General features: G+C 66.2%; 2 protein-coding genes. Both read right to left on the bottom strand.

All coding sequences use genetic code 11. The annotated features are described in order from the left end of the window. Positions 1–56: 56 nt before the first annotated feature. Positions 57–350 carry a hypothetical protein gene (locus F6Q13_RS18375; RefSeq protein WP_293059599.1) on the bottom strand — a complete coding sequence of 98 codons (294 nt, stop codon included), beginning with the start codon at positions 348–350 and terminating at the stop codon, positions 57–59. A gap of 71 nt (positions 351–421) precedes the next feature. Next, positions 422–784 (bottom strand): type II toxin-antitoxin system VapC family toxin (locus tag F6Q13_RS18370; RefSeq protein ID WP_293059596.1); only part of this gene is annotated, 363 nt, incomplete at its 5' end.

Below are 784 nucleotides of genomic sequence, written 5' to 3'. Positions count from 1 at the left end.
AGCGTTTGAATCGGGCGCGGTCGTCGGCGGTGATCCGGTAGTCGACCATCTGCGTATCAGTGATGGTGGGGCCAGGGCTCGTCGAGCGGCCACCGGCACCGGTCGGCAGGGTCGGCCATCGACTCCAATTCGGCGAGCAGATCGTCAAAGAACGCCTGCAGCCGAGCCGGTTCATCAAGTGGCCAGGCCGCCGAAAACGACATCCATACATCAGGTGTCGGGGTCGACGGCGGGGTGCCGTCGGTGATCAGCTGCCAGGAATAGGAGTCGCCGCAGCGCTGCAGGTACACCAGATCATCACGACCGGGGCGTGCCGCCACGATCGAGGCCAAGAGTTCATCCCGGGTCATGTCGCGCCTCGTGCTTTCAGGATAAGACCCGGCGCAACTGCCGCGGCCCGACCAGCCGCGGCCACGCGCGGTCAGGTGCACTTCGGAGCAATGATCGCCACGGTGGGAAAGTAGGTGCGGTAACGCCGCGCATCTCTGGTCACCAGGGTGAGACGATCCACCGCGGCGTGGGCACCGATGTAGAAGTCGGGCAACGGGGACCCGCGCCGACCGCCGCGTGACCGATAGGCCAGGAAAGCGCGTCCCGCCACGAATCCGGCGGGGTAGGGCAAGGGCACCCGCCGGTACAAGCGCTCGGGCAGGGCCGCGTCGAGTTCTTCGACGGTGTCGTAGTTCATCGAGACCTCGGCGTAGATCAACGGGTTGATGAACAGCGGTGCGCTCCGAGCGGCGGTGGCCAATGCCGTCGACGACCACTGATACCAGTGCGGGTC

The organism is Mycobacterium sp. (genome assembly GCF_008709575.1).
Taxonomy (GTDB): Bacteria; Actinomycetota; Actinomycetes; order Mycobacteriales; family Mycobacteriaceae; genus Mycobacterium.
Note: the sequence above shows the minus strand (reverse complement) of the source record. Positions and strands in the feature narration are given on the sequence as shown.